A 1,615-nucleotide genomic window follows, 5' to 3' on the forward strand; every position below is an offset into this window, starting at 1 on the left:
CCGGCCGCCGCCGCCCGCGCCGCGGCGGCGATCGCCCGCGATCCCGGGGGCGGGGGCGCGGCCCGCGCGATCTCCTCCCCGGCCGCGCTGAACGCCGGACGTCCCCGCTCCGTATCTTGGGGTGACCCGGCCGCGCCTGGCGGCCGTCCGCGAGACGTTCGCACCACCACATCGCAACAAGGGGAGCAAGCCATGACCGGTACGCAGGGAGCCGCGCGGATCGTGACGCGCAGGACCGTGGTCGCCGCGGCGGGGGCGGCGGGCCTGTCGGCCGCGCTCGTCGCCTGCGGCAACGGCTCCGACAGCGCGTCCGGGTCGGACGGCCCGTCGGGTTCCGACGGCGCCACCGCGGGCTCGGCCAAGGAGTCCGGCGGCGTCCTCGCGAAGAAGTCGGACATCCCCGAGGGCGGCGGCAAGATCTTCGCCGACCAGAAGGTCGTGGTGACGCAGCCGAAGGCCGACGAGTTCAAGGCGTTCTCGGCCGTCTGCACGCACCAGGGGTGCACCGTCGCCTCGATCAGCGACGGCACGATCCAGTGCCCCTGCCACGGCAGCCGCTACAGCATCGTGGACGGCAGCGTGAAGGGCGGGCCCGCTCCGAAGCCGCTGCCGCCCGAGCAGATCAAGGTGTCGGGCGACTCGATCTCGCTCGCCTGACGCGGACGGCAGCAGCCCGCCGACCGTCACCCCCGGCCCCGCCCCGTGTGCTCACGGACGGGGCCGGAGGCATAGGGGAAAGGCGCTGCCGGACGATCGCCGCGCGAGCGGCCCGGGGCCGTGCGCGGGCGCGCCGGGCGTCCGCTCCCCCCGCCCCCGCCCCTGGTCGGACCGCACGGCACGAGGGCCGGTGCGCGCGGCGGCCGGGAACGTCGCCCTCCTCGCCATGGGGACCGTAGAACGGCCCTCGACACCCCGCGCGCTCAGCCGTACCTGTGCGGGGCCGCCGGTCCGGCCGCCCGTGCCACCGCCTCGGCGAGGGGGGCGATCGTGTCCGCGGCGAGCGCCGACACCGTGATGCGCAGTCCCTGCGGGGCGGCGATGCGGAAGCGGGCGCCGGGCGCGACCGCGTAGCCGTCCTGGAGGAGGCGTGCCACCGCGCGCGTCTCGTCGGCCACCGGCACCCACACGTTCATCCCGCTGCGGCCGTGCGCCGCGACACCGCGGTCCCCGAGCGCGGCCACGAGGGCGTCGCGGCGCGCCCCGTACGCCGCCGCGACCGCCGGCACGTCCACGGCCCCCGACTCCCACAACTCGACGACGGCTCCCTGCAGCAGGCTGCTGACCCAGCCGGGGCCGAGCCGCTGCCGCCCGCTCACCCGGTCGACCGTCAGGGGGTCCCCGGTGAACACCGCGAGCCGCAGGTCCGGGCCGTAGGCCTTGGCGACGGACCGCACGAGCGCCCAGTGCGTGGTCGCTCCCGCGAGCGGGTGCAGCGGCACGTCGACGATGGCGTGGCCGTGGTCGTCCTCCACGAGCAGCACCTCGCGGTGCCCACCGAGGAGGGCGCGCAACGCGGCGGCGCGCTCGGCGCTCAGTGCCGCGCCGGTGGGGTTGTGCGCGCGGTCCGTGACCACGACGGCGCGCGCACCGGCCGCCAGGGCGCGCGCCATCCCGG

General features: G+C 77.5%; 2 protein-coding genes. One reads left to right on the plus strand and one right to left on the minus strand.

From position 1 onward, the window contains the following. Window positions 1–192 precede the first annotated feature (192 nt). Window positions 193–657, plus strand: a complete 465-nt coding sequence (locus L1885_RS28125; RefSeq protein WP_235799964.1) for a Rieske (2Fe-2S) protein — start codon at window positions 193–195, stop codon at window positions 655–657. A gap of 263 nt (window positions 658–920) precedes the next feature. Here L1885_RS28125 and L1885_RS28130 read toward each other — a convergent pair. Then, window positions 921–1,615 (minus strand): aminotransferase class I/II-fold pyridoxal phosphate-dependent enzyme (locus L1885_RS28130; RefSeq protein WP_235799965.1); only part of this gene is annotated, 695 nt, incomplete at its 5' end.

Origin of the sequence: Streptomyces fuscigenes (assembly GCF_021556455.1) — a bacterium.
GTDB lineage: Bacteria > Actinomycetota > Actinomycetes > Streptomycetales > Streptomycetaceae > Streptomyces > Streptomyces fuscigenes.

What these genes read in the sequence shown, in the direction of transcription:
- L1885_RS28125 (WP_235799964.1), top strand. Translation starts at nt 193, where the DNA reads ATGACCGGTACGCAGGGAGCCGCGCGGATCGTGACGCGCAGGACCGTG.